General features: G+C 71.1%; 21 protein-coding genes. 9 read left to right on the top strand and 12 right to left on the bottom strand.

What is annotated here, in order from left to right; all coding sequences use genetic code 11:
* Positions 1–2: 2 nt before the first annotated feature.
* On the bottom strand, positions 3–1,178 hold the full coding sequence (locus tag ACYVIP_RS15755; protein WP_460396740.1) for a S8 family peptidase: 1,176 nt from the start codon (positions 1,176–1,178) through the stop codon (positions 3–5).
* Positions 1,179–1,309: 131 nt separating this feature from the next.
* On the opposite strand from ACYVIP_RS15755, the gene mshC reads away from it, so the two are divergent.
* A complete protein-coding gene (gene mshC, locus ACYVIP_RS15750) occupies positions 1,310–2,548 on the top strand; it encodes a cysteine--1-D-myo-inosityl 2-amino-2-deoxy-alpha-D-glucopyranoside ligase (protein ID WP_460396738.1) in 1,239 nt (412 codons plus the stop codon).
* A 114-nt stretch (positions 2,549–2,662) separates the two neighbouring features.
* On the opposite strand, the gene ACYVIP_RS15745 is transcribed toward mshC, so the two are convergent.
* Both ACYVIP_RS15745 and ACYVIP_RS15740 read right to left on the bottom strand, forming a co-directional pair.
* Positions 2,663–3,781 (bottom strand): MFS transporter, encoded by a 1,119-nt coding sequence (locus ACYVIP_RS15745; protein WP_460396736.1) that lies wholly within the window; start codon positions 3,779–3,781, stop codon positions 2,663–2,665.
* Between the two features lie 9 nt (positions 3,782–3,790).
* Positions 3,791–4,651: a PAC2 family protein gene (locus ACYVIP_RS15740; RefSeq protein WP_460396974.1), complete on the bottom strand. Its 861-nt coding sequence runs from the start codon at positions 4,649–4,651 to the stop codon at positions 3,791–3,793.
* Positions 4,652–4,917: 266 nt separating this feature from the next.
* Here ACYVIP_RS15740 and ACYVIP_RS15735 point away from each other — a divergent pair, with 266 nt between their 5' ends.
* Positions 4,918–5,592, top strand: a complete 675-nt coding sequence (locus tag ACYVIP_RS15735; protein ID WP_460396734.1) for an HAD family hydrolase — start codon at positions 4,918–4,920, stop codon at positions 5,590–5,592.
* Between the two features lie 2 nt (positions 5,593–5,594).
* Here ACYVIP_RS15735 and ACYVIP_RS15730 read toward each other — a convergent pair whose 3' ends face one another.
* Positions 5,595–6,002 (bottom strand): PIN domain-containing protein, encoded by a 408-nt coding sequence (locus ACYVIP_RS15730; RefSeq protein ID WP_460396732.1) that lies wholly within the window; start codon positions 6,000–6,002, stop codon positions 5,595–5,597.
* Positions 5,987–6,241 (bottom strand): type II toxin-antitoxin system Phd/YefM family antitoxin, encoded by a 255-nt coding sequence (locus tag ACYVIP_RS15725; protein ID WP_460396730.1) that lies wholly within the window; start codon positions 6,239–6,241, stop codon positions 5,987–5,989. Before ACYVIP_RS15725 ends, ACYVIP_RS15730 begins: the two co-directional genes overlap by 16 nt.
* 121 nt (positions 6,242–6,362) lie before the next feature.
* Here ACYVIP_RS15725 and ACYVIP_RS15720 point away from each other — a divergent pair, with 121 nt between their 5' ends.
* Both ACYVIP_RS15720 and hisG read left to right on the top strand, forming a co-directional pair.
* Positions 6,363–6,626 (top strand): phosphoribosyl-ATP diphosphatase, encoded by a 264-nt coding sequence (locus tag ACYVIP_RS15720; RefSeq protein WP_460396728.1) that lies wholly within the window; start codon positions 6,363–6,365, stop codon positions 6,624–6,626.
* A gap of 19 nt (positions 6,627–6,645) precedes the next feature.
* Entirely contained in the window at positions 6,646–7,491 is an 846-nt protein-coding gene (hisG, locus tag ACYVIP_RS15715) for an ATP phosphoribosyltransferase (protein WP_460396726.1), read from the top strand.
* On the opposite strand, the gene ACYVIP_RS15710 is transcribed toward hisG, so the two are convergent.
* Positions 7,492–8,271, bottom strand: coding sequence for a thioesterase family protein (locus tag ACYVIP_RS15710; RefSeq protein WP_460396724.1), 780 nt, complete (start codon positions 8,269–8,271; stop codon positions 7,492–7,494). It lies immediately after the preceding gene.
* Positions 8,271–9,182, bottom strand: coding sequence for a RecB family exonuclease (locus ACYVIP_RS15705; RefSeq protein WP_460396722.1), 912 nt, complete (start codon positions 9,180–9,182; stop codon positions 8,271–8,273). Before ACYVIP_RS15705 ends, ACYVIP_RS15710 begins: the two co-directional genes overlap by 1 nt.
* Positions 9,183–9,265: 83 nt before the next feature.
* On the opposite strand from ACYVIP_RS15705, the gene ACYVIP_RS15700 reads away from it, so the two are divergent.
* Positions 9,266–10,399 carry a site-2 protease family protein gene (locus ACYVIP_RS15700; protein WP_460396720.1) on the top strand — a complete coding sequence of 378 codons (1,134 nt, stop codon included), beginning with the start codon at positions 9,266–9,268 and terminating at the stop codon, positions 10,397–10,399.
* Here the strand turns inward: ACYVIP_RS15700 and ACYVIP_RS15695 are convergent.
* Positions 10,396–11,160: an Rv0361 family membrane protein gene (locus tag ACYVIP_RS15695; protein ID WP_460396718.1), complete on the bottom strand. Its 765-nt coding sequence runs from the start codon at positions 11,158–11,160 to the stop codon at positions 10,396–10,398. The two genes, ACYVIP_RS15700 and ACYVIP_RS15695, sit on opposite strands and share 4 nt — an antisense overlap.
* Before the next feature lie 140 nt (positions 11,161–11,300).
* Here ACYVIP_RS15695 and ACYVIP_RS15690 point away from each other — a divergent pair, with 140 nt between their 5' ends.
* Positions 11,301–12,146: a tRNA (adenine-N1)-methyltransferase gene (locus ACYVIP_RS15690; RefSeq protein ID WP_460396716.1), complete on the top strand. Its 846-nt coding sequence runs from the start codon at positions 11,301–11,303 to the stop codon at positions 12,144–12,146.
* 8 nt (positions 12,147–12,154) lie between these two features.
* On the opposite strand, the gene ACYVIP_RS15685 is transcribed toward ACYVIP_RS15690, so the two are convergent.
* The 4 genes from ACYVIP_RS15685 to ACYVIP_RS15670 all read right to left on the bottom strand — a co-directional run bounded on the left by ACYVIP_RS15685 (position 12,155) and on the right by ACYVIP_RS15670 (position 14,893).
* Positions 12,155–12,676, bottom strand: coding sequence for a hypothetical protein (locus ACYVIP_RS15685; protein ID WP_460396714.1), 522 nt, complete (start codon positions 12,674–12,676; stop codon positions 12,155–12,157).
* 10 nt (positions 12,677–12,686) lie between these two features.
* Positions 12,687–13,169 carry a hypothetical protein gene (locus ACYVIP_RS15680; protein WP_460396712.1) on the bottom strand — a complete coding sequence of 161 codons (483 nt, stop codon included), beginning with the start codon at positions 13,167–13,169 and terminating at the stop codon, positions 12,687–12,689.
* A 32-nt stretch (positions 13,170–13,201) separates the two neighbouring features.
* Entirely contained in the window at positions 13,202–13,981 is a 780-nt protein-coding gene (locus tag ACYVIP_RS15675) for a hypothetical protein (RefSeq protein ID WP_460396710.1), read from the bottom strand.
* A 156-nt stretch (positions 13,982–14,137) separates the two neighbouring features.
* Positions 14,138–14,893, bottom strand: a complete 756-nt coding sequence (locus ACYVIP_RS15670) for an Rv0361 family membrane protein (protein ID WP_460396708.1) — start codon at positions 14,891–14,893, stop codon at positions 14,138–14,140.
* 273 nt (positions 14,894–15,166) lie between these two features.
* Here ACYVIP_RS15670 and arc point away from each other — a divergent pair, with 273 nt between their 5' ends.
* Genes arc through dop form a run of 3 tightly spaced genes read left to right on the top strand, consistent with a single transcriptional unit; the run spans position 15,167 to position 19,470 of the window.
* Entirely contained in the window at positions 15,167–16,981 is a 1,815-nt protein-coding gene (gene arc / locus ACYVIP_RS15665; protein WP_460396706.1) for a proteasome ATPase, read from the top strand.
* 2 nt (positions 16,982–16,983) lie between these two features.
* Complete coding sequence (locus tag ACYVIP_RS15660) at positions 16,984–17,928, top strand: aldo/keto reductase (protein ID WP_460396704.1); 945 nt, start codon at positions 16,984–16,986, stop codon at positions 17,926–17,928.
* 24 nt (positions 17,929–17,952) lie between these two features.
* Positions 17,953–19,470 (top strand): depupylase/deamidase Dop, encoded by a 1,518-nt coding sequence (dop, locus tag ACYVIP_RS15655; RefSeq protein ID WP_460396702.1) that lies wholly within the window; start codon positions 17,953–17,955, stop codon positions 19,468–19,470.
* The last annotated feature ends 21 nt before the right edge of the window (positions 19,471–19,491 follow it).

The following is a 19,491-nucleotide window of genomic DNA, read 5'->3' as shown; positions in this document are numbered from 1 at the left end:
GGTCAGGGTGCCTGCACCAGGCCGCCGCCGACATCGGTTGACGGCAACGGTAGCCGCCTGGCGGTCTGCGCGAGCCGGGCCCACAGCCCGTAGCCGGTCGCGCCGGTGGCCTGGCTGATCAGCGCGGCGATCCCGGCCACGTGCGGCGTGGCCATACTGGTGCCGCTGATCCGCTTGTGCCGCAACGGCATCGGCCAGCTCGAGTGCACGTCGACGCCCGGCCCGGACACGTCCACCGCGCCGATGTCGTCGACCGTGCCGCAGGAGAACCTGGCGACCTGCCGGCCGGCGTCCACCGCGCCGACCGCCAGGATGGACGGGCAGTTCGCCGGGTGGCCGACGGGGGCCACCACGCCGTCCTGGCGCCGGCTCTCGTTGCCGGCGGCGGCGATGATCAGCGTGCCCTGCGCGAGCGCCCGCGCGGCCACCCGCTCGAACGTGCGGGAGTAGGCCTGGCCAGGCTGGGCCGCCGCGCCAAGCGACATCGAGATCACCTGGCAGTGGTTGTTGATCGCCCAGGAGATCCCGGACAGGATGCCGCCGTCGGCGCCGGCGCCCTCGTTGCTGAGTACCTTGCCGGCGAAGATGTCCGCCTCGTGCGCCACGCCGTAGCCGGGGCTGTTGTCCGGCTCTCTTGGCCCGCACGCGGTGCCGACGCAGTGCGTGCCGTGCCCGTGGCCGTCCTGGACCTCCTCGCCCTGCACGAACGAGCTGGACTGGATCGTGCGGCCGGTCAGGTCGGGGTGCCTGAGGTCGAGCCCGGTGTCCAACACCGCCACCCGGACCCCGGCGCCGGTCGCCCGGCTGTTGGGCGCGCCGACGGCCTGCAGGCCCCAGGTGAACGTCGTCTCGTCGACCGCGGTCGGCTCGGCGACGGGCGCGGTCAGCGCGTGCACGAACCGTTCCGGCTCGACCAGCGAGATCGGGCCCGGTTCGCCTGCCGCCGTGGCCAGTGCGGTCACCTGGTCGGCGTCCGCGCTCACCAGCGCAACGCCGAGCTCACGCATCACCAGGCCGTCGGCCTCCCAGAGCGGGTTGGTCAGCCCCTCCTCGGCGGAGTCGACCGCCTGGATGCCGGCCACCCGGCTGAGCTCCCTGGTCGCCTGGCTCCAGTCGTCCTCCAGCAGGATGAGATACCTGCCGGTCGTCCCCTCGGCCAGATCCCTTGCGGATGTCATGGCCCTCACTTCCTCACTCGCCTGAATGGACTGTTCGTTGCCCGTGAATCGCTAGCTTGCCGACGCATGTAACGGGAGTCACACTGACGGGACGAAGTTCGCTCGATCGGGTGCCGTCTAATCTCGGAGGCATGCAGAGCTGGTCATCTCCTCCGGTGCCCCGCGTGGCCGGCACGCCGCGGCCGCTGCGGCTGTACGACACCGCCGCCGGTGAGATCCGTCCGACCGCGCCGGGTGCCACCGCGACCATGTACGTCTGCGGGATCACCCCGTACGACGCCACCCACCTCGGGCACGCCGCCACCTATCTGGCGTTCGACCTGGTGCACCGGATCTGGTTGGACAACGGCCACACCGTCCACTACGTACAGAACATCACCGATGTGGACGATCCGTTGCTGGAGCGCGCCACGCGCGACCAGGACGACTGGGTCGTGCTCGGCATGCGGGAGACCGCGCTGTTTCGTGAGGACATGACTGCGCTGCGGGTGCTGGCGCCACACGACTACACCGGGGCGGTCGAGTCGATCCCGGAGATCGTCGAGGTGGTGGCCAAGCTGCTGGCCGCCGGCGCGGCCTACCGGGCGGCCGACGAGCGGTACCCGGACATCTACTTCGACCGCACCGCCTCCGGCCACTTCGGCGCGGTGTCCAACTACGACCAGGACACCATGGCGAAGTACTTCGCCGAGCGCGGCGGCGACCCGGACCGGGTCGGCAAGCGGCACCCGCTGGACGCGTTGCTGTGGCGCGCGGCGCGGCCGGGGGAGCCGAGCTGGGACAGCGAGCTGGGCGCGGGCCGGCCAGGCTGGCACGTCGAGTGCTCGGTGATCGCGCTGAACCGCCTCGGCATGGGCTTCGACGTGCAGGGCGGCGGCTCGGACCTGATCTTCCCGCACCACGAGTTCAGCGCCGCGCACGCCGAGGCGCTCACCGCGGAGCATCCGTTCGCCAGGCACTACGCGCACGCCGGCATGATCGGCCTGGACGGCGAGAAGATGTCCAAGTCCAAGGGCAACCTGGTGTTCGTCTCCCGCCTACGCGCCGACAAGATCGACATGATGGCCGTGCGCCTCGGCCTGCTGTCCGGCCACTACCGCGACGACCGCTCGTGGACCGACTCCGTCCTGACCACCGCCGCCGCCCGCCTGGCCCGCTGGCGCGCCGCCGTGGCCGCGCCCAGGGCCCCAGCGGCCACCGACACCATCACCCGCCTACGCGACCACCTGTCCAACGACCTGGACACCCCCAACGCCCTGCTGGCCATCGACGCCTGGGCCGACCAGACCCTCGCCGGCCAGGGCAACGACCCCACCGCCCCCACCCACGTCCGCGAAGCCCTCGACGCCCTCCTCGGCCTGGCCATCTGACCCGCGAGTCCAACGTTCGTGACCCGCGAGTTCGACGTTCCGGACACGCCGACGCGCGCGGCCGCCATGTCGGGAGCGTTGGACTCGCGAGGCGGGACGGTTGGACTCGCGGGGTCAGCGGTGGCGGGCGAGGGTCAGGGCGGGGATGAGGGCCAGGAGGATGGCCGGGAGGAGGAAGGCGGCGGTCGGGGACGCGTGGTAGACGGGGGTCAGGGCCAGTGGGGCGGCCGCGGTACCGGCGAACCGGAACGCCTGCACGACCGAGACCGCGCCGGCCTGGTTCGCCTCCCCGGTCAACACCAGCGCGTTCACCCCCACCTGCAGGAACTGCGCGAGCAGCCCCGCCAGCGCCCACAGCACGGCCACCACCGGCAGCCAGGGCACCAGCCCGATCAGCGCGACCGGCACCGCGCCGGCCACCGCGCCGATCAACGCCCCCGACCGCGCGCCGATGCGTTCGAGCAGCCGCCCCACCAGCCCCGCCGTCAGGATCCCGACCACGCCGAACCCGGTCAGCAGCAGCCCACGCTCACTGGCCCCGAGCCCGAACCGGTCCTCGACCTGGAAGGCCACCAGGAACGTCAACCCGCCTAGACAGCCCCAGCCGATCAGCGCCACCACCGAGGCCCGCAGCGTCGCCGGCCGCCACGCCGCGCGCAGCCGCACCGGCTCGGTCGGCCGAGGCGCCGCGCCGTCGGCCGGCAGGCCGATCACCATCAGCGCGGCGGCGGTCAGCGCGACCCCGACGAACGCCAGCCGCCAGGTCGCCTCCGCCGCCAGCCCGCCGAGCAGCGGCCCGGTGGTCTGCCCGGCGGCCTGCATGGACGCGAACAGGCCGAGCGTGCGCCCGAGCCGGGCCCGCTGCGTGGTCGTCGCCAACGCGGCCAGCAGCAACGGCGTGGTGAACGCGTTCGCCAGCCCCTGCACCCCGCGCCCGACCAGCAGCAACGGGAAGGAGTCGGCGACCACGCACAGCACAGAGCCGGCGATCGACACCCCGTAGGCGCCGAGCACGCTGCGCCGCAGCCCCCACCGCGCGCCCAGCGTGCCGGAGAACAACATCAGCACCGCGAACGGCACCAGGTACGCGGGGATGGTCGCCGCCGCGGTCGCCGAGGAGACCCCGAAGTCCGCGCCGATCTCGGGCAGCATCGCGACGGTGACCCCACCGCCGAACGGCCCGAGGAAGCCACCGGCGTACACGCCCGCCGTCGCGAGCCGGCGACCTGACAAGACAGACGGCTACGACGGTCCGGCGGAGCCGCGGCCAGGCCCGCCCGGCCGGCGCCGGCGCAGGTAACGCTCGAACTCCGCGGCGATCGCGTCGCCGCTGGTCTCGTTGAGCGCGGTCTCCGAGTCGCCCCGTTCCTCCAGCGCGCGCACGTAGTCGCGCACGTCCTCGTCCTCGGCGGCCATCTCGGTGACCGTGCGCTCCCACTCCTCGGCCTGCTCTGGCAGCTCGCCGAGCGGCACCTCCATGTCGAGCACCTCCTCGACCCGGTGCAGCAGCGCGAGCGTGGCCTTCGGCGATGGCGGCTGGGACACGTAGTGCGGCACCGCGGCCCAGATGGAGATCGCCGGCACGCCCGCCCGCACGCAGGCGTCCTGCAACACGCCGACGATCCCGGTCGGGCCCTCGTAGCGGGAGCGTTCCAGCCCGAACTGGGCGGCCGACGCCGCGTCGTAGGCGGTCCCGGTGACCGGCACCGGCCGGGTGTGCGGGGTGTCGGCGAGCAGCGCGCCGAGGGTGATGACCGTGGTCACGCCGAGGTCGTTGATGTGCTCGATCAGCTCCGCGCAGAACGTCCGCCACCGCATGTTCGGCTCGATCCCGTGCATGAGCACGACATCCCTGGACGCCCCCGGCGGGCGGCACACCGACAGTCGGGTGGTCGGCCACTCGACCCGCCTGGTCACCCCGTCGACCATGCGCACGGTCGGGCGGGTGACCTGGAAGTCGTAGTAGTCGTCCGGGTCGACCTCGGCCAGCGCGGTCGCCTCCCAGGTGAGCTGGAGATGCTCTATCGCGGCGCTGGCCGCGTCGCCGGCGTCGTTCCAGCCTTCGAAGGCCGCGACGAGAACTGGCTCGACAAGTGCGGGCACCTCCTCGGCCGGAGACTGGTCGGTGGCGTGCTGGTCCGGATCGGTCACCGGGCAAGCCTACGACCCGCCCCCTCCCGGCGGGGATCGTAGGCTGGATCGCCTGCTGGTCGGGTGCGGCAACACGCCATGATCGAGACCTTCCGGGGGGCGGATCTGGCCGATGCTCGGAGAAGATCGTCACACTGCGCGTTCCCGTGTGGCTCGGTGTGCGACTCTCGGGAGGAGTCCGCACCGCCGTATCACTCGGAAGTCGAACAACGCGACACATGAACCAACATCGGCCAGCCGCGGTCCTGTGGGACATGGACGGCACCCTGCTCGACACCGAGAAGTTGTGGGACATCCCGCTGGACGGGCTGACCGAGAAACTGGGCGGTCGGCTGTCTGCGGCCACCCGCCAGGCGTTGATCGGCAGCAACATGACGGTGACCGTGCGGTTGCTGTACGCGGAGGTCGGCATCGCCGACCCGAGCCAGGAGCAGCTCGACGACAGCGCCGCGTGGATCGACCGGAAGATGGCCGAGGTGTTCCAGCGGGACCTGCCGTGGCGCCCGGGCGCGGCGGCGGCGCTGGCCACGGTGCATGCGGCGGGGATCCCGATGGCGCTGGTCACCTCCACCGAGCGGAGCCTGACCGAGCTCGCGCTGAACACGATCGGCCGCACGATGTTCGCCGCGACCGTGTGCGGCGACGAGGTCGGCGGGCTGAACAAGCCGCATCCGGAGCCGTACTTGAAGGCGTGCCGCCTGCTCGGCGTCGACCCGACCGCCTGCGTGGCGGTCGAGGACTCGTCGACCGGGACGGCGTCCGCGGTGGGGGCGGGCTGCCGGGTGCTGGTGGTGCCGTCCGAGGCGCCGGTCGAACCGGGGGAGGGCCGCACCCTCCGTGACTCCCTGGCCGACCTGACCGTCACCGACCTCGTCGCGCTGCTGGACTCCTGACGTCAGTTGACTGAGACCAGCTCGGATTTGACGGCGGGAAGCTCGTCGAACCGGGCTGCGGCGTCGGTGGTCAACAACAGGCTTCCGGTCGCTATCGCGGTGGCCGCGATGATCAGGTCGAACGACCCGCGAGGCCGGCCGGTTTGGCGGGTGTGCTTGAGGAGGTGCGCGTGCACACGGGCGACTTCGAGCGTGTAGTGCGCTACTGGCATCACCGCGAGCAATGCCTCGGCGTTAAGGCCCACGATGTCGTGGTGTCGCGAACTGACGCCGCTCACACCCGCCAACAGCTCCATGGCCGTTACCGCGGCGATTGCCGGCTCACGATCCGCGATGACGGAACGCAGATCCCCTCCGCGCCGCTCGAAACCGATGATCACACCGGTGTCGAGAATCAGTCGGTCGGCCATACCCGCTCCCCGTCGTCCTGCCACTCACGTAGTTCCTTGATTGCGCTCTCCCACTCGTCGATCGCTTCCGGAGGTAGCGGATGGTTGGCCATCACCTCGGTGATGCGGTCGACGACGCTGAGTCGCTCCGGTACCAGGCGGGCCACTGGGACGCCGTCGCGTACGACGAGGACCTCCTCGCCCTGTTCGACGGCCTCGAGCATCACGGAGAAGTTCCGGGAGGCCTGGTCGTCGGTCATTGATCGCATGGGTTCAGGCTATCTGGCCTGCGGTTTTGTCCCGTTCACTCGATCTGGTGATGTCCAGGGGGCATGATCCCGGCTGCGGCCGCCAACCGGCGGGATGGAAGGATCGTGGCTCGTGAAGACGTTCGACGAGCTGTTCGCCGAACTGCGTGAGCGGGCCATGCGCCGACCCGAGGGATCCGGCACCGTCGCCGCGCTCGACGCGGGGGTGCACGCGCAGGGCAAGAAAGTCCTCGAAGAGGCCGGCGAGGTGTGGATCGCCGCCGAGCACGAGTCGGACGAGCGGCTCGCGGAGGAGGTCTCCCAACTCCTCTACCGCGTCCAGGTCCTCATGCTCGGGCGCGGCATCACCCTTGACGACGTCTATCGCCACCTCTGAGAGCGCAGGAGCCATCACGATGCTGCGGGTCGCGGTGCCCAACAAGGGCGCGCTGGCCGGACCGGCCGCCGACATGCTCGGTGAGGCCGGCTACCGGGGCCGGCACGAGTCGCGGGACCTGACCGTGCTCGACCCGGCCAACGACGTCGAGTTCTTCTTCCTGCGCCCCAAGGACATCCCGATCTACGTCGGCTCCGGCGAACTCGACCTCGGCATCACCGGGCGCGATCTCGCCAAGGACTCCGGCGCGCCGGTCGCCGAGCGGCTCGCCCTCGGGTTCGGCTCGTCGACCTTCCGGTACGCCGCGCCGGCCGGCAGGCCGTGGACGGTGGCCGACCTGGCCGGCAGGCGGCTGGCCACCTCCTACCCCCGCCTGGTCACCGACGACCTGGCCGAGCGCGGGATCACCGCCGAGGTCATCCAGCTCGATGGCGCGGTGGAGATCTCGGTCGCGCTCGGCGTGGCGGACGCGGTCGCGGACGTCGTCGGGTCGGGGCGGACGCTGCGCCAACACGACCTGGTGGCCTTCGGCGACCCGATCTGCGAGTCCGAGGCGGTGCTGCTGCAGGGCGCCACCGCGACCAGCACCCCGGCCAAGGACCAGCTCGCCGCCCGGCTGCAGGGCGTCGTGTTCGCCCAGCAGTACATGATGCTCGACTACGACTGCCCCAAGGCCATCCTCGACGCGGCGATCACCATCACCCCCGGCCTCGAGTCGCCGACCGTGGCGCCGCTGGCCGATCCCGACTGGGTCGCCGTGCGCGCGATGGTGCCGCGCAAACAGGTGAACCTGGTCATGGACCGGCTCGCCGCCCACGGCGCCAAGGCCGTGCTCGCCTCCGACATCCGCGCCTGCCGGCTCTGATCAGCCCTGCGGGCGCACCACCAGCGCCTGCGCGCCCCGGCCGACCGGGCCGGACTCGTCGTGCAGCACCGTGTACGCCGTGCCGATGCCGGTCGGGCCGATGGTGGTCTCGGCGTCCAGTGCCATCCACTCGCCGACCGGGTCGCGGACCAGGTGCACGGTCAGCTCCGAGTTGATGAACAGCCACTCGCGCGGGCTCAGCAGCCCGGAGGCGCCGTTGCCGGAGTCGGCCAGCGCCATCAGCCGTTGCAGGCTCGTCGGGTGCTCGCCGGCAACGAGGTCGACGCGCTGGCGTGCCCACACCGTGGCCGGGCCGGGCGCGCCGAACTCCCCGGCCAGCGTGCGCCACTCCATCACGTCCAGGTAGCCGGCACCCCAGTCGTCCGGGCGGTGCACCTCGACGCCCGCGCTCGGCGGGGCCAGCGGCTGGTCGACGTCCACCGCCACCGCCGAGGTGTCGGTGTTGGCATGGCGCCACGCCCGGCAGCGGGCCACCACCCGGCCGTCGGCCACCAGCTCGCCGCCGAGCAGCTCGACCGACCGGCCCGGCCGCGCCACCTCGGCGCTGACCGTCAGCTCGGCCACCGGCACCGGGCCGAGGACCTCGACCGTCAGCCGGGCGATGGTCATCGGCCGGGCGGCGGGCAACGCCTCCAGCGCGCGGGCCAGCAGCGCGCTCGGCGGGCCGAGGTGCTGGTGGTGGGGCGACCACGGTCCGGCGCTGTGCTTGGTCGAGGCGAACCGGCCATCGCCAAGTGGCTCGTAGAACGCGTCGGCCATCAGTCCGCCCTGTCCAACCTGGTCTCCTCACCTGGGTCCGGTTCCGGCCAGCCCGGGTACGCCGGCGGGGTGCCGCCGAAGGCCGGGCACAGCGCCTGGTGGGCACACCAGTCGCACAGCTTGCTCTTGTTCGGCCGGAAGTCGCCGGAGCGGCCCGCGCGCAGGATGGCGTCCCAGACCGCGTCCAGCGTGCGCTCGAACCTGGTCAGCTCGGCCTCGTCGGGGGTGTAGGTCAGCGACTGGCGGTCGGCCAGGTACATCAGCCGCAGCTGCCGGGGCACCGTGCCGCGCAGCCGCCACAGCACCAGCGCGTAGAACTTCATCTGGAACAGCGCCTTGGCCTCGCCGATCTCGCGCGGGGCGGTGCCGGTCTTGTAGTCGACCACACGGATCTCGCCGGTCGGCGCGACGTCGAGCCGGTCGACGTAGCCGCGCAGCAGCACCCCGGAGCTCAGCTCGGTCTCGACCAGCAGCTCCCGCGCCTCCGGGTCGAGCCGGCGCGGGTCCTCCAGCGTGAAGTAGCCCTCGATCAGCCGTGACGCGGTCTCCAGCCAGGCGTCCTCGCCTCCGGCCTCGGTGTCGGCCTCGGTGTCGCCGCCGAACAGCTCGGCGAACTCCGGGCGCTCGGCGCGCAGCCGCGCCCACACCGGGGCCAGCAGTGCGTGCGCGCGGTCGGGCACCCGCTCGGCCGCCGGCAGCCCGAACAGCTCCTCCAACACCGCGTGCACCACGATGCCGCGCACCTGCGCCTGCGACGGCGTCTCCGGTAACCGGTCCACCGCGCGGAACCGGTAGAGCAGCGGGCACTGCTTGAAGTCGCCGGCACGGGAGGGGGACAGCGCCGGGCGGCGGGGTTGGGGGACGGCCGCGTCCTGCTCGGCTTCGGCAGCGGGGGCGGCGGTTTCGGTCATGAACAAACCCTAGGCGAGGGCACCGACAGTTCCGCCAGGAGCCATCACGGCGGTCCAACACCGGGGCACTTAGGCTTCGTGAGGTGAGCGACGCCACGAACTGGACAGCTGACCGCGACGGCGGCCTGCTGTTGTTCCGGTTCCGCGGGGTGCCGGTACTGCTCTCGCCGTCCTGGTGGCTCGGCTCGGTCGCGGTGATCGTGCTCTACGCGCCGCTGGTCGAGCGGTTCCTGCCGCAGACGACGGCGGTCATGTCGATCCTGCTCGCGGCCGCGTTCGCGATCCTGCTCGGCGCCTCGGTGCTCGCCCACGAGCTCGGGCACTGCGTGGTGGCGCTGCACCTGGGGATCCCCGTGCGCCGGCTGCGGCTGTTCCTGCTTGGCGGGCTGGCCGAGATCAGCCGCACGCCCCGCAGACCTGCCCACGAGGGGGTCATCGCCGCGGCGGGACCTGCGGTGTCCGCGGTGCTGGCCGGCGGGTGCGGGCTCGTGCTGCTGTTCATGCCGGCCGAGGGGCCGGTATGGCTGCTGGTGCTGGAGTGCGCGGTGGCCAACATCGCGGTCGCGGTGTTCAACCTGCTGCCCGGCCTGCCGCTGGACGGCGGGCGGATGCTGCGCGCGGGCGTCTGGGCGCTCGTCGGCGACCGCAGCGTGGCCACCAAGGCCGCCGTGGTCGGCGGCTGGCTGGTGGCCGGGCTGCTGATGCTCTGGGCGATGTGGGGCCTGGCCACCGACAGCCCCGACCGGTGGCTGCGGCTGGGCGTGTGCGCGCTGACGGCGTGGTTCGTGGCCTCCGGGGCGCGCGGCGAGCTGGCCGCCGACCAGCGGCGGACCTGGCCAGAAGGGCTGACGCTGGCCGATCTGACCCGGCCGATCCTGCAGCTGCCGGCCGAGAGCCCGGTCGCCAACGCGCTCGGCGCCGCCGCGGGCAGGGGAGTGGTCCTGGTCAGGGCCGACGGCGTGGCCGCGGGCCTGCTCGACCCGTTCGCGGCCGAGCGGCTGGCCGAGCGCTCACCGATGGCCCCGGCCGAGCTCGCGGCCGAGCCGATCAGGCCGGAGTCCGTGCTGCTCGACTCGGAGTCCGGCGAGGACATCGTCGAGCGGGTGGCCGAGACCCCGGCCTGGCAGTTCCTGGTGGTCGACCAGGACGGGCGACCGGCCGGGGTGCTGCGCCGTGAGGACCTGCGTGCCGGCCTGGCCGCCTACTCCGGCCGTTAGCTGGTCGGGATCGGGTTGGGCACCTTGCCGCCGGAGGTCGGGGCGTCGCCGGACGGCTCGGAGTCGGTGGACTCCTCCTGGCTCGGCTCCGGCGCGTCACCACCCTCGTCGGACTCGTAGAGGCCGCAGACCTTCCAGGCGTCGTCCTCCTTGCCCAGGGTCATCTCCCGGTCGGGGCCGTCCTTGCCGTTCACGCTCTGGGTGAGGGTGAACGAGCCCTTCTCCTCGGTGGACTCGAAGTCCGCCATCCCGACCTTGATCTCCGGCGGGTTGTCGGCGGCCTCCTCGCCGCTGTCCTGCACGTCGCCGATCTCCCGGTCCATCCGCTCGAAGTCGTCGGCACAGGTGACCGTCTCCAGCGCGGACAGGTCGATGTCGGCGAGCTTCGAGTTGACCGTCGTCTGCATCTCCTCGACGTACTTCTCCGCGGCCGCGCGGGCCTCGCCGCCCTTGTCCTCGCCGCCACCGCCACCGCCGCCGCTTGGCGAGGAGTCGTCCTTGTTCACGAGCATCCACACGCCGAACCCGCCGCCGCCGAGCACCAGGATCGCCACGATGATCACCGCGGCGATCACGCCGCCGCGCGACTTCTTCTGCTCCGGCTCGAACCCCGGGAAACCACCGTAACCACCGGGGTCGCCCGACAGCCACGGCGGCGCCTGCGACGGCGGCTGCTGCTGCGGTGGGAACTGTCCCGGTTGGGGCTGGTCCCATGGGTTCTGCTGGCCGTACGGACCTGGTTGCTGTGGCGGATACGTCATGTTCTCCCCTGGTGCGCGCTGGGTCGCGGCTTCGAGGCCGACAGAGTAGTGCCGGTACCCCCATTCAGCCCCGGCCGGGTGTCTGCGACGATCACCCGAACGCGGCAGCGCGGGTACTGGACGTGGGGATGAGGAGCAGGGTGGGCGAGGTCAGGGCCAGCGGTCCGTTCCGGGTGGGTGATCGGGTGCAACTCACCGATCCGAAGGGTAGGCACTACACGCTCGTCCTCACCGAGGGTGCGCAATACCACACGCATCGGGGCGCGGTCGCCCACGACGACGTCATCGGCCAGCCGGAAGGTTCGCTGGTCACCTCGGTCGGCGGCACCGCCTACCTGGCGCTGCGCCCGCTGCTGGCCGACTACGTGCTGTCGATGCCGCGCGGCGCGCAGGTGATCTACCCGAAGGACGCCGGCCAGATCATCATCTGGGGCGACATCTTCCCCGGCGCCCGTGTGCTGGAGGCCGGCGCCGGCTCCGGCGCGCTGACCTGCTCGCTGCTGCGCGCGGTCGGGCCGGCAGGCTCGGTGACCTCCTACGAGGTCCGGGCCGACCACGCCGAACACGCCGAGCGCAACGTGACCGCGTTCTTCGGCGACCGGCCGGTGAACTGGGACCTGCGCCTGGCCGATCTCGCCGCCTACGACCCCGGCAGCGAGGGCGAGGTCGACCGGGCGGTGCTGGACATGCTCTCGCCGTGGGAGATGCTGCCGGTGATGGCCAGGAGCCTGCTGCCCGGCGGCGTGCTCGTGGTCTACGTGGCCACCACGACCCAGCTGTCCAAGGTCACCGAGGCGTTGCGTGAACAGCAGTGCTGGACCGAGCCGCAGGCCTGGGAGACGCTGATGCGGCCCTGGCACGTGGTCGGGCTCGCGGTGCGCCCGGAACACCGGATGGTGGCGCACACGGCGTTCGTGCTGACCACCAGGCGGCTGGCCGACGGGGTCACGCCGCCGCGGCTGCAGCGGCGGGCCCAACGCGGCTGAGCGCCCGGTCAGGGCACACACCAGGTGCCGTCGGCGCGCTTCTCCAGCGGCAGCGGCACGACCTGCGGTTCGCCCGCGCCCTCGATGGTCAGTCGTACCTGCGCGGTGGCCTTGTCGCCCTCGACCTTCGGGTTCTCGATCAGCTCGGCGGTGACGCCCTGCTGGACGTCCTCCGGCTGGCCGACCGCGGCCGGGTCACAGGCGAGTTCGGCCATGCTCGCGACGTCCTGGGTGTTGATCGCCGAGATGGCGCCCTCCACGACCGTCCTGGCCGCGGCGGTCTGGTCGTCGGCCGGGGGCGGCGGGCCGGGCACGGCGGTCGAGCCGCCGCCGGTGGCCACCCCGCCAGACGGCGGCGCGGGCGCCGACGCGGACGTCGCCGGGACCCTGCCCGAGATCGTCGGCACCGTCGGGCCGGCGGCGTCCTGCTCGTCGGCCGGCCTGGTCAGCAGGAACACGGTCAGCCCGGCCGCCGCGAGCACCACGACCGCGCCGATCGCCATGAGCACTGTTCGGTTTCGGCCGGTCATCGGTCGGCCCTCAGATCGCCACACACCAGCGGTCCTCCTGGTTCTCCAGTAGCAACGCGGTCTCGTCGTCCCCGACCCGCACGGTGGCGCTGGCCACCGAGCCCTCGATCACCTCGACCTCGCCGAGCCGCACCCGACGGCCGTCGGTGACCTCGAACAGTGTGCCCGGGTCGGTTCGCTGACAGGTCAGCGCGGTCGCCGAGGACTCGTCCCGGTCGTTCACCGCGGTGACGTAATCCTGGGCGGTCTCCCGGGGACCGGCCCCCGACCCCTCGACAGCGGTCGAGCCGGAGCCGGTGCCCGGCTCCGGCTCGGGGGTGGTCTCCCGTGGCGTGGTTTCCCTCGAAGTGCTCACCGGCGGCGCGGTCGCGGACGTCACCGGAGGCGGCGGCGCACCCTGGTCGGCTACCGACTCAGGACGCACCACCAGGTAGATCCCGAAGCCGATCCCGCCGAGTACCAGTCCCGCCGTCAGCAGCAGGACAGCGATCATGCCGGCACGCCGAACGAGCGGCCGGTCGGTGATCAGGCCTCTCCCTCACCACAGAACTTCCACTCGCCGTCCTCGTCGACGATCTTGATGAAGATCTTCGCCGGCTGGGTGTTGCTGCCCTGGGTCAGTTCGAGGTCGATGTTCGCGGTGGCGTTCTTGCCGACGATCTCGGGCTCGCCGTCGGCGGTCGCGGTGATCGTGAACGGGGCGAGCTGGGTCTCCAGCTCCGAGGTGTCCGTGCCGTACTGCTCCTTGTACGCGTCGCAGGCGTTGTTCACGACCGAGCCGAAGCTCTTGGACTCGTAGGCGTCCATGTAGGCCTGGCGGACCTCCTCCGGGCCCTCGGTCGAGCCGCCGCCATCCGAGCCGCCGCCGGTGTCCGAGTCGTCGGACGACGGGGTGTCCTCGTCCTCGCTCGGCGACGCGTCCTCCGAGGGGTCCGGCTCGGAGGCGGTCGAGGACTTGTCGGTGCCGTTGGTGCTCGCGTTCTGCTTGTCGTCGTCCTTGTTCAGCAGGAACAGCGCCACGCCACCGCCACCGACCACCAGGAGCACGATCAGCACGATCGCGACGATCATGCCCGTATTGCGCTTCTTGGGCGGTTCGGGAGGCAGGCCGCCCTGGCCGTAGCCGCCAAGACCCTGGTAGGAAGTCTGGCCGTAGGGCTGCTGTGGCTGCGGCTGACCGTAGGGAGGCGAGGGCTGGCCGCCGTAGGGTGGCTGGGCCGGCTGACCGTATGGCGGCGACTGCGGTGGCTGCTGTCCGTACGGATCCTGCCCGTAGGGACCTGGCTGCTGCGGTGGATAGGTCATCTCGCCCCGAACTCCTTCATCAGTGTTGCCTTCACAAACTAGACGGAGCCGTCGAGCGACCCGTTCCCACGGCGGACATCGTAAGTCAGGCCGTTGACAGCCCAACGCCGCCGGGACCAGTACGGTCACCGGCGGCGATGTCACAGATCACACAGGTCAGGCGAAGCTCTTGATGCACCAGTCCCCGTCTTCGTTGGTCATCCTGAGGGTCGCGTCGATGTTGGTCATCTCCTCCGTGACGCCCTCCGGCAGATCGCCGCTCACCTTGATCGTGACCTTGGCGCTGGCCTCGGTGTCGCTGTCGGTGGTCACCTCACCGAGTTCGGCCGAGATCTCGAGGTTCATCTCGGGCGGCACGCCCATCGACTCCGGGTCGATCGCGCCCTCGACGTCCTCCTTGGCGGCATCACAGCTCATGCCGGCCATCGCCTCGACGTCCTGGTCGTTGAACGCGCTGACCGCAGACTCGGCGAGCCCCTCCGGGCTGCCGGTGTCCCCACCGCCGCCACCGCCGAGGGTGAAGATCAACACGATCGCGACACCGATGACGAGGACACCGCCGCCGGCGATGAACCACGGCGTCTTGCTCTTCTGCGGCGGGCCGTAGCCATAGGGGTCCTGCGGCTGGCCGTACGGCGCGGGCTGGCCGAACTGACCAGGCTGCTGGCCGGGTTGGCCGTAGCCACCCGACTGCTGCTGGCCGGGCTGCTGGGGATAGCCACCCTGTTGCGGGTAGCCGCCCTGCTGAGGATAGCCGCCCTGTTGTGGGTAGCCCCCCGGCTGCGGTTGCCCGACCTGTTGTGGGTAGCCGCCCTGCTGCGGGTAGCCGCCAGGCTGCTGACCGGGACCCGGCTGCTGGCCGTAGCCCGGCTGTCCTCCCCACTGGCCCGGCTGCTGCGGCGGTTGCGACATCGGATACTTCTCCTTTATTACGGCGACCTGATCGGCCAAGCCTGGTGTGGACGACTGCTCTGCGCACCGGCATGCCAGTCGTCCGCGTCTGACGCACCGTAGTGGGTGAGTGGTTCCACCGTTCGCTGAGATGGCGCAATCTACCCGGATCGGGTATCGGTGCAGCGTTGTTTCGGCCAGATGACACGACCGTTCCGAGACGTGGATGCTCTTCTCTTGTCGGTGTGCACCGGTACCGTGTTGGTAAGACAGTTGACGGGAGGAGGTGCCGACATGCAGCACGATCGTCCCGGTGGTCGGCCAGAGGAGGCCGACGAGCACGGCTCTGTACCCGAGCCGGCTTCTGGGCACGAACCTTCGGAGACCGCCCAGATCCGGTTCCTCGAAGAGGAAGTGGCCCTGCTACGCCGGAAGCTGACGGATTCACCACGGCACGCACGACTACTCGAACAACGCCTTGCCGAGGCGTCCGAGCGGGTTAGCCAGCTGACAGAGCGTAATGCCAAGCTGGTGGAGACATTGCGCGAGGCGCGGAGCCAGCTGCTGGCCCTGCGCGAGGAAGTGGACCGCCTTGCCCAACCCCCGAGTGGGTACGGCGTGTTCCTGGCCGGCCATGAGGACGGCACGGTCGACGTGTTCACCGCGGGCCGCAAGATGCGGGTCGCGGCGTCGCCCGCGGTCGAGGTCGACCAACTGCGGCGCGGCCAGTCGGTGCGGCTCAACGAGGCGCTGACGATTGTGGAGGCCGGTGAGTTCGAGCGGATCGGCGAAGTGTCGACACTGCGCGAGCTGCTGACCGAGGAGGGCGGCCTGCAGCCGCTGCGCGCGCTGGTCGTCGGTCATGCCGACGAGGAGCGCGTGGTGTGGCTGGCCGACCCGCTGCGGGAGGCCACGCTCAAGCCTGGCGACTCGCTGCTGGTCGACTCCAAGTCGGGCTACGCCTACGAGCGGGTGCCCAAGGCCGAGGTCGAGGACCTGGTGCTGGAGGAGGTGCCCGACGTCGACTACGAGTCGATCGGTGGCCTGTTCCGGCAGATCGAGCAGATCCGCGACGCGGTCGAGCTGCCGTTCCTGCACGCCGAGCTGTTCCGCGAGTACGAGCTGCGCCCGCCGAAGGGCGTCCTGCTCTACGGCCCGCCGGGCTGTGGCAAGACGCTGATCGCCAAGGCGGTGGCCAACTCGCTGGCCAAGCAGGTCGCGGCCAGCCGAGGCGACGGCAACGCCTCGGAGGCCAAGTCCTACTTCCTCAACATCAAGGGCCCCGAGCTGCTGAACAAGTTCGTCGGCGAGACCGAGCGGCACATCCGGCTGATCTTCCAGCGTGCGCGGGAGAAGGCCTCGGAGGGCACGCCCGTGATCGTGTTCTTCGACGAGATGGACTCGATCTTCCGTACCCGAGGAAGCGGTGTGTCCTCGGATGTCGAGACCACGATCGTGCCTCAGCTGCTCAGCGAGATCGACGGCGTCGAGGGCCTGGAGAACGTGATCGTGATCGGCGCCTCCAACCGGGAGGACATGATCGACCCCGCGATCCTGCGTCCAGGCAGGTTGGACGTCAAGATCAAGATCGAGCGGCCGGACGCGGAGGCGGCCAAGGACATCTTCTCCAAGTACCTCACCCAGAACCTGCCGATCCACGCCGAGGACCTGGCCGAGTTCGGCGGCGACTCGCGGGCCACCATCGACGCGATGATCCAGCACACGGTCGAGCGGATGTACGAGGAGACCGAGGACAACCGCTTCCTCGAGGTCACCTACGCCAACGGTGACAAGGAGGTGCTCTACTTCCGCGACTTCAACTCGGGCGCGATGATCCAGAACATCGTGGACCGGTCGAAGAAGGCGGCGATCAAGTCGGTGCTGGAGACCAAGCAGCGCGGTCTGCGCGTGCAGCACCTGCTGGACGCGATCGTCGACGAGTTCGCGGAGAACGAGGACCTGCCCAACACCACCAACCCGGACGACTGGGCGCGGATCTCCGGCAAGAAGGGCGAGCGGATCGTCTACATCCGCACGCTGGTCACCGGCAAGAACCAGGAGTCCGGCCGGGCGATCGACACGGCCACCAACACCGGTCAGTACCTGTAGGGATGACACAGCCGAGGGCGGCGAGCACCGACCGAATCGGGTTGGGGCTCGCCGCCCTCGGCCGTCCCGCCTACATCAACCTCGGCCGGGACGAGCTGCCCGCCGACCGGTCCGTCGAGGCCATGCGCGCGGCGTCCTGGGCGGTGCTCGACGAGGCCTACGCCGCCGGCGTGCGCTGGGTCGACGTGGCGCGCTCCTACGGCCTGGCCGAGGAGTTCCTCGCCGGCTGGCTGGACGCGCGCGGCCCGGCCGACGTCAGCGTCTCCAGCAAGTGGGGCTACGCCTACGTCGGCGACTGGCGGCTCGACGCGCCGGTGCACGAGGTCAAGGAACACTCCATGACCCGCCTGCGCACCCAGTGGGCGGAGAGCTCCCGGTTGCTCGGCGACCGGCTCACCCTCTACCAGGTGCACTCGCTGACCCCGGACAGCCCGCTGTTCGCCGACCTGGCCCTGCAGGACGCGCTCGTCGCGCTGCCGGTGCGGGTCGGGTTCTCCACCTCGGGCCCGCGACAGGCCGAGACGGTCCGCCGGGCACTGGCGCTGGAGCGCCACGGGGAGCGGGTCTTCACCACCGTCCAGTCCACCTGGAACGTGCTCGAACCGTCCGTCGGTGCAGCGTTGCTTGAGGCGCGATCGACTGGCGCTCGAGTTCTGGTAAAGGAGGTTCTGGCCAACGGGCGCCTTGCGGTGCACCCACCGGCCTCCCTCGCGGCGATTGCGGAGAGTAACGATGTTGGCCCGGACGCGGTCGCGTTGGCGGCGGCGTTGGGCCAATCGTGGGCCGACACCGTCCTGCTCGGCCCCGCCGGCGTCGGGCAGCTGCGGAGCAACCTCGCGGCCCTGCGCGTGCCGCTGGCCGCGGTGGCCCGACCAGGTGCCTTTACCGAGCTGGCGGTGGATCCAGACCTCTACTGGAAGGATCGAGCCGCCCTGTCCTGGGGTTGACCAGACCCCCGTAGGCTGGGTCACATGCGTCGGATCATGGGCACCGAGGTCGAGTACGGCATCTCCGTCCCCGGGGATGCCACCGCCAACCCCGTCCTCACCTCCACCCAGGTGGTGCTGGCCTACGCCGCGGCAGCGGACATCCCGAGGGCGCGCCGGGCGCGCTGGGACTACGAGGTGGAGTCCCCGCTGCGCGACGCGCGCGGGTTCGACCTCGGCGCCCCCGGCGTGCCGCCGTCGGATCCCGAGGTCGAGGACCTCGGCGCGGCCAACGTCATCCTCACCAACGGCGCGCGGCTCTACGTCGACCACGCGCACCCGGAGTACTCCGCCCCCGAGGTCACCAACGCCAGGGACGCGGTGATCTGGGACAAGGCGGGGGAGCGGGTGATGGAGGAGGCCGCCATGCGCGCGGCCACCGTGCCCGGCCAGCCGCGCCTGCAGCTCTACAAGAACAACATCGACAACAAGGGCGCCAGCTACGGCACCCACGAGAACTACCTGATGGCCCGCAGTACCCCGTTCACCTCGGTGATCGCCGGGCTGACCCCGTTCTTCGCCTCGCGCCAGATCGTGTGCGGCTCGGGCAGGGTGGGCCTTGGCGCCTCCGGCGAGGAGGCCGGGTTCCAGCTGTCCCAGCGGGCCGACTACATCGAGGTCGAGGTCGGCCTGGAGACCACGCTCAAGCGCGGCATCATCAACACCCGCGACGAGCCGCACGCCGACGCGGACAAGTACCGCAGGCTGCACGTCATCATCGGCGACGCCAACCTGGCCGAGACGTCCACCTACCTCAAGGTCGGCACCACCGCGCTGGTCCTCGACATGATCGAGAGCGGCCTGCGGTTCGACCACCTCAAGCTCGCCGACCCGGTCCGCGCGGTGCACACGTTCTCCCACGACCCGAGCCTCAAGGCCACGGTCGAGCTGTCCAACGGCCGCAAGTACACCGCACTGGACATCCAGCACGCCTACCGGGAGTTCATCTCCGAGCACCTCGACCGCACCGAGCAGGACGAGGTCTCGATGAACGTGCTGAGCACGTGGGGCGAGATCCTGGACGCGCTGGCCAGGGACCCGATGGAGTGCGCGGACCGGCTCGACTGGCCGGCCAAGCTGCGCCTGCTGGAGGGCTTCCGCGCCCGCGACGGCCTCGGCTGGTCCTCGCCCCGGCTACAGCTGGTCGACCTGCAGTACTCCGACGTGCGGCTGGCCAAGGGCCTCTACAACCGCCTGGTCACCCGTGGCTCGATGAAACGCCTGATCACCGAGGAGGAGGTGACCGCGGCCATCACCACCCCGCCGCTGGACACCAGGGCCTACTTCCGCGGCCGCTGCCTGGAGAAGTACCCGACCGCCATCGCGGCCGCCTCGTGGGACTCGGTGATCTTCGATCTCGGCCGGGAGTCCCTGGTCAGGATCCCCACGCTGGAGCCCCTCCGGGGGACGAAAGCGCACGTCGGCGAGCTGTTGGAGGTCTCGGCGACCGCCGAGGAACTGGTGGACGCGCTGACCGGCAACTCCCGGCGCGCGAGCAGCTGACCAGCGTAGCCAACAGGGCAT

Source organism: Actinophytocola sediminis, assembly GCF_054779715.1.
This window is presented reverse-complemented; position numbering and strand designations above follow the sequence as displayed.

Bases quoted from the DNA above. Each gene is read 5' to 3' on its own strand.
- ACYVIP_RS15755 (WP_460396740.1), bottom strand. From the start codon at position 1,178: ATGACATCCGCAAGGGATCTGGCCGAGGGGACGACCGGCAGGTATCTC.
- mshC (WP_460396738.1), top strand. From the start codon at position 1,310: ATGCAGAGCTGGTCATCTCCTCCGGTGCCCCGCGTGGCCGGCACGCCG.
- ACYVIP_RS15735 (WP_460396734.1), top strand. From the start codon at position 4,918: ATGAACCAACATCGGCCAGCCGCGGTCCTGTGGGACATGGACGGCACC.
- ACYVIP_RS15730 (WP_460396732.1), bottom strand. From the start codon at position 6,002: ATGGCCGACCGACTGATTCTCGACACCGGTGTGATCATCGGTTTCGAG.
- ACYVIP_RS15725 (WP_460396730.1), bottom strand. From the start codon at position 6,241: ATGACCGACGACCAGGCCTCCCGGAACTTCTCCGTGATGCTCGAGGCC.
- hisG (WP_460396726.1), top strand. From the start codon at position 6,646: ATGCTGCGGGTCGCGGTGCCCAACAAGGGCGCGCTGGCCGGACCGGCC.
- ACYVIP_RS15710 (WP_460396724.1), bottom strand. From the start codon at position 8,271: ATGGCCGACGCGTTCTACGAGCCACTTGGCGATGGCCGGTTCGCCTCG.
- ACYVIP_RS15705 (WP_460396722.1), bottom strand. From the start codon at position 9,182: ATGACCGAAACCGCCGCCCCCGCTGCCGAAGCCGAGCAGGACGCGGCC.
- ACYVIP_RS15695 (WP_460396718.1), bottom strand. From the start codon at position 11,160: ATGACGTATCCGCCACAGCAACCAGGTCCGTACGGCCAGCAGAACCCA.
- ACYVIP_RS15685 (WP_460396714.1), bottom strand. From the start codon at position 12,676: ATGACCGGCCGAAACCGAACAGTGCTCATGGCGATCGGCGCGGTCGTG.
- ACYVIP_RS15680 (WP_460396712.1), bottom strand. From the start codon at position 13,169: ATGATCGCTGTCCTGCTGCTGACGGCGGGACTGGTACTCGGCGGGATC.
- ACYVIP_RS15675 (WP_460396710.1), bottom strand. From the start codon at position 13,981: ATGACCTATCCACCGCAGCAGCCAGGTCCCTACGGGCAGGATCCGTAC.
- ACYVIP_RS15670 (WP_460396708.1), bottom strand. From the start codon at position 14,893: ATGTCGCAACCGCCGCAGCAGCCGGGCCAGTGGGGAGGACAGCCGGGC.
- arc (WP_460396706.1), top strand. From the start codon at position 15,167: ATGCAGCACGATCGTCCCGGTGGTCGGCCAGAGGAGGCCGACGAGCAC.
- ACYVIP_RS15660 (WP_460396704.1), top strand. From the start codon at position 16,984: ATGACACAGCCGAGGGCGGCGAGCACCGACCGAATCGGGTTGGGGCTC.
- dop (WP_460396702.1), top strand. From the start codon at position 17,953: ATGCGTCGGATCATGGGCACCGAGGTCGAGTACGGCATCTCCGTCCCC.